Annotated in this window: 5 protein-coding genes and 1 pseudogene; 2 read left to right on the top strand and 4 right to left on the bottom strand. The window is 69.6% G+C overall.

Annotated features, from left to right (window positions below; translation table 11 throughout):
• The coding region (locus VT52_RS34375; RefSeq protein ID WP_143070968.1) for an IS3 family transposase at window positions 1–284 on the bottom strand (284 nt) is incomplete at its 3' end.
• Window positions 281–580: a transposase gene (locus VT52_RS34370; RefSeq protein ID WP_046428639.1), complete on the bottom strand. Its 300-nt coding sequence runs from the start codon at window positions 578–580 to the stop codon at window positions 281–283. The genes VT52_RS34370 and VT52_RS34375, both read right to left, overlap by 4 nt.
• A 161-nt stretch (window positions 581–741) precedes the next feature.
• Between VT52_RS34370 and VT52_RS39860 the strand changes: the two are divergent.
• Window positions 742–1,095 (top strand): annotated as a pseudogene (locus tag VT52_RS39860) (helix-turn-helix domain-containing protein); the annotation flags it as partial.
• A gap of 41 nt (window positions 1,096–1,136) precedes the next feature.
• Window positions 1,137–1,802, top strand: a complete 666-nt coding sequence (locus tag VT52_RS39280) for an IS630 family transposase (RefSeq protein WP_240510018.1) — start codon at window positions 1,137–1,139, stop codon at window positions 1,800–1,802.
• 184 nt (window positions 1,803–1,986) lie between these two features.
• Here VT52_RS39280 and VT52_RS34360 read toward each other — a convergent pair whose 3' ends face one another.
• Complete coding sequence (locus tag VT52_RS34360; protein ID WP_071387760.1) at window positions 1,987–2,736, bottom strand: sulfite exporter TauE/SafE family protein; 750 nt, start codon at window positions 2,734–2,736, stop codon at window positions 1,987–1,989.
• A 145-nt stretch (window positions 2,737–2,881) separates the two neighbouring features.
• Window positions 2,882–4,209, bottom strand: a 1,328-nt coding sequence (locus VT52_RS34355) for an MBL fold metallo-hydrolase (RefSeq protein ID WP_240510016.1), incomplete at its 5' end; no start/stop codon positions are given.

Below are 4,209 nucleotides of genomic sequence, written 5' to 3'. Positions count from 1 at the left end.
TCGCGCTCGCGCATCACGCGTGCGATGCGCTTGCGGTTCACCCGCCGCCCCAGTCGCCGCAGTTCGGCGTGGATGCGCGGGACACCGTAGGTGCGGCGGGAGGCAACGTGCAGCACCGTGATCTCGTGCGCGAGCGCGTCGTCGGCGGCCTGCCGGGCATGGCGGGCGGCCTCGCCCTCGCGCCACGCGTAGTAGGAGGAGCGGGCGACGTGCAGCACACGGCACAACAGAACGATCGGGTAGTTCGCCTTCTCCGCATGGATGAACCGGCACAACTCGCTCACCGGTCGTTCTCCTTCACGAAGAAGGCGGTCGCTTTTTTCAGGATCTCGATCGTCTGCTGCTGCTCGCGGTTCTCCCGCCGCAGCCGCTTGAGCTCCTCGCGCTCGGCACTGCTCAATTCGCCGGGAGTGCCCTCGCCCTGCTCCGCCTTCGCCTTGCGGTACCAGCCGCGCAGGGACTCAGAGCTGATGCCGAGTTCCCGGGCCACCGCCGTGACCGTCTTGCCCGAGGAGTCGACGAGCGCGATGGCGTCCCGCTTGAACTCCTCGGTGTACCGCTTCGTGTACTTGCTTCCCACCTGGTGCTACTTCCTCTGGAACCTCAGGTCCCAGTCTCCAGGTGTCCACGATCAAGGGGAAGGTTCAGAATTCAGTTGACCCGCTCTTGCCACACCAACAACAACGACCGGATTGCCACTATTGATCCGAAAGGGTTTGATTTCTTGGTCGTTGGTGTGGTGTGAGCGATCTGGTGGGGGACGCGCGGCATCTGTCGCCGTCGGTGCAGGAGGCCCTGCGGCTGCGGGCGGTGGCCGCGCTGGTGGCGGGCCGGGACCGCGAAGACGTGGCGGCAGTCTTCGGCGTGTCGCTGAAGGCCGTCGACAAGTGGTGGGCGAAGTGGCAGGCCGGCGGCCGTGAGGCGCTGGTCATGCGCCCGCGCGGCAAGCCGGTGGGGGTGCACCAGGTGCTCGGGGAGGCCGAGCAGGGCGCCGTGCGGCAGGCGGTCCTCGGTCACCAGCCTTGTGACGTGGGCCTGAGCGGTCAGCTGTGGACGCGGCGGCTGATCGGTGACCTGATCGCGAAGCTGTACCGGGTGCGGCTGACCGAACCGGGGGTGGGCAAGTACCTGAAGCGGTGGGGCTGTCCTTCCAGCGCCCGGACAAACGGGCCGTCGAACAGGACCCCGAGACCGTACGCCGATGGCACCAGGAGACCTGGCCGAAGATCCGCGCCAAGACGAAGGCCGAAGGCGGTGAGATCCTCTTCGCCGACCAGGTCGGCGTTCGATCCGACCAGGTCACCGGCCGCACCTGGGGCGAGAAGGGGAAGACGCCCGCCGTGCGGCGGAGCGGGAACCGGTTCTCCGTGAACGCGATGTCGGCGATCAGCACCAAGGGCCGGATGCACTTCATGGTCTTCACCGAGAGCTTCACCGCCGAGGTGATGTGCCGCTTCCTGGAACGGCTCGCCGGCCACTTCGATCACAAAGTCCATCTCGTGGTCGACGGGCACTCCGCGCACCGCTCGAAGAAGGTCCGGGACTGGCTCGCCGCCCACCCCGAGGCTGTCGAGCTGCGCTTCCTGCCCCCGTACTCGCCCGAGCTGAACCCCGACGAACTGGTCAACGCCGACCTCAAGCACAGCCTTCCCCGGCAGCACCGAGCCCGCGATCAAGCCGAACTCGCCGCCGAAACCCGCCGGTTCTTCCGCCGACGCCAGCGCCAGCCGCACATCGTCCGCGGCTACTTCGGCGGCCCACACGTCCGCTACGTCCTCGACAAGAACCTCATGAGTTTCTGATCAATATGACTCAGCATCTCGGTCGTACTCCGACTACCGCCGGTCCGAATGGCCTGGGGTGGCGAGATCCGGTGCCGAGAAGTTCGTCACGTAGGAGGCCAACCGGGGAGGAAGGCTGGTTGGCGGCCGGGGATCCCGGCGGATGCGGGCCCGCCTGGAAAGTTGTCGCCGGTCTGGGCTGCCGTCACGTCACGGCGTCGGCGAGCATGAAGGCGGCCACGGCCAGCAGGACCACGGCGAAGATGCGCTGCAAGTGGGGCGCGGAGACCTTCGCGGCTATGCGCTTGCCGTCCCAGGCGCCCAGGATCGCGGTTCCGATGAACGGGCCGACCAGCGCCCAGTCGAGCGAGGCAGCGGTGCCGGAGCGAGTGGCCAGGGAGGCCAGTGAGTTGGCCGTGATGACCAGCAGGCTGGTGCCGACTGCGGCGTCCATCTCGAAGGCCAGGACGGTGACCAGGGCGGGGACGGCGAGAAAGCCGCCGCCCACACCGAGCAGTCCGGTCAGCGTGCCCAGTGCGGCACCGGCCCCGGCTGCCTTGCCCGGCCGTACACCGCCGTCTTTGGGGCGGGTGGTGTCAGAGGGCCGGAGCATTTTGATGGCGGAGAGGGCGGCTATGGCGGCGAAGGCAAGGGTGAGGGCGGTTTGGGGCAGGTGGGCGGCGGCCGCTCCGGCGGCAGCCGCCGGGAGAATCCCGGCGGCTGCGAACGCCGCTCCGGCCTTCCACCGCACCCGCCCGCTCCGGGCGTGCGCGTACAGAGCGGTCAGGGATGTGGCGGTGACGATGATCAGGGCGGCGGTGGTGGCCGTGGCGGGGGTGAAACCGAGCAGGTAGATCAGCGCGGGCACCGCCAGGACGCTGCCACCGCCGCCGAGGGCGCCGAGCACCAGGCCGACGACGGCTCCTGCGATCAAGGCCAGGATCAGGGCGGTCACGGTGTTCGCCCACTGTGTCCGCTGTCGCGGGATACCGGCAATCCGGTCCCGGTGACGCGGGGGTGGGATTGTTCGGGGCCGAGGTGGCCAGGACTGTGGCGGAAGAGGAACATGGCATGCCTTCTGGGCGGGCGGAACAGGGGTATCAGGGCCGGGTGATGCTCAGGCCCGTGTCGGCGGCGGCCTCGAAACCGTCATCGACGGCGATGACCCTTCGTCCGGTCGCGTCCAGGAGGGAAGCGGCGATCGCCGCCCGCATCCCGCCAGCACAGTGCACCCACACCGTGCCGTCCGGCACCTCACTGGTCCGGCCGTGCAGTTCGTGGAGCGGAATATGCACGGAGCCCTCGAGGAAGCCGTTCGCACGTTCGGAATCCCGGCGCACATCCAGCACCACCACGTCCTCGCCGCGCTCGTGTACGTCGGCGAGGTCAGCGAAGCCGGCGCGGGGGAAGAAGGCGAGCTTTTCCCCCTGACGGACCCAGGACGCTGGATCCCCGGTGGCGGCGGCGGCCGGGCGGTCGATGCCGACCCGGGTCAGCTCCCGCTGCGCGTCGGCAATCTGCGCCGGGGTGCCGCCGAGCAGGGTGACCGGCTTGCCCCACGGGATCAGCCAGGCCAGATAGGTGGCCAGCTTGCCGGTGCCCTCGAAGTTGAACGATCCGGCCACATGGCCGTCGGCGAAGGCAACCCGGTTGCGCAGGTCCACTACCCACTCACCCGCCGCCAGCCGCTCGGCGATCTGTGCGGCGTCGGCGGGCTCGGGCGGGGTCAGGTCGACGGGCGCGGGGCCGGCGGCGTTGGCCGGGCCCATGTGCGTGTAGTAGGCGGGCACGTTCTCCAGCCCGGCCAGGATCCGCTTCACGAAGGCGTCGACATCCAGGGTGAAAGCGTCGTTGCCGATGCGTTCCTGGCCGATCGTGCTCGCATCGCCCTCGGCCTGGGAGGAGGAGCAGAAACTGCCGAAACCGTGCGTGGGCAGCACCGGCACCGCGTCGTCGAGTGTCGCAGCCAGCCGGTGGACGGAGGCGTGCTGCGCACGGGCCAGCTGCTCGGTCAGCCGCGGGTCCACCAGGTCTGGACGCCCCACGGAGCCGATCAGCAGCGAGCCGCCCGTGAAAACAGCCACCGCGCGTCCCTCCTCCTCCAGGACGTACGAGGTGTGGTGCGGGGTGTGGCCCGGGGTGGCTATCGCACGCAGCACCAGGTACTCGTCGACCTCGGACGTGTCCCCGTCCGCGACAGGGGTGCGGGGGAAGGAGACATGGGCGCCGGCCGGGACCAGGTAGTGGGCGCCGGTGAGGCGGGCCAGTTCCAGCCCACCGGTGACGTAGTCGTTGTGCACGTGCGTCTCCGCCACGTAGGCGATGCGCACCCCTCGCCGCGCGGCGAGGGCGATCACCTGGTCGACGTCCCGCGGCGGATCGACCACGACCGCCGCGCTCGGACCCCAGGGACTTTGCGTGTTGCGGT

Source organism: Streptomyces malaysiense, assembly GCF_000980885.2.
Classification (GTDB): domain Bacteria; phylum Actinomycetota; class Actinomycetes; order Streptomycetales; family Streptomycetaceae; genus Streptomyces; species Streptomyces malaysiense.
The sequence above is the reverse complement of the archived record's forward strand: the minus strand, read 5'-3'. Positions and strand labels throughout refer to the sequence as shown.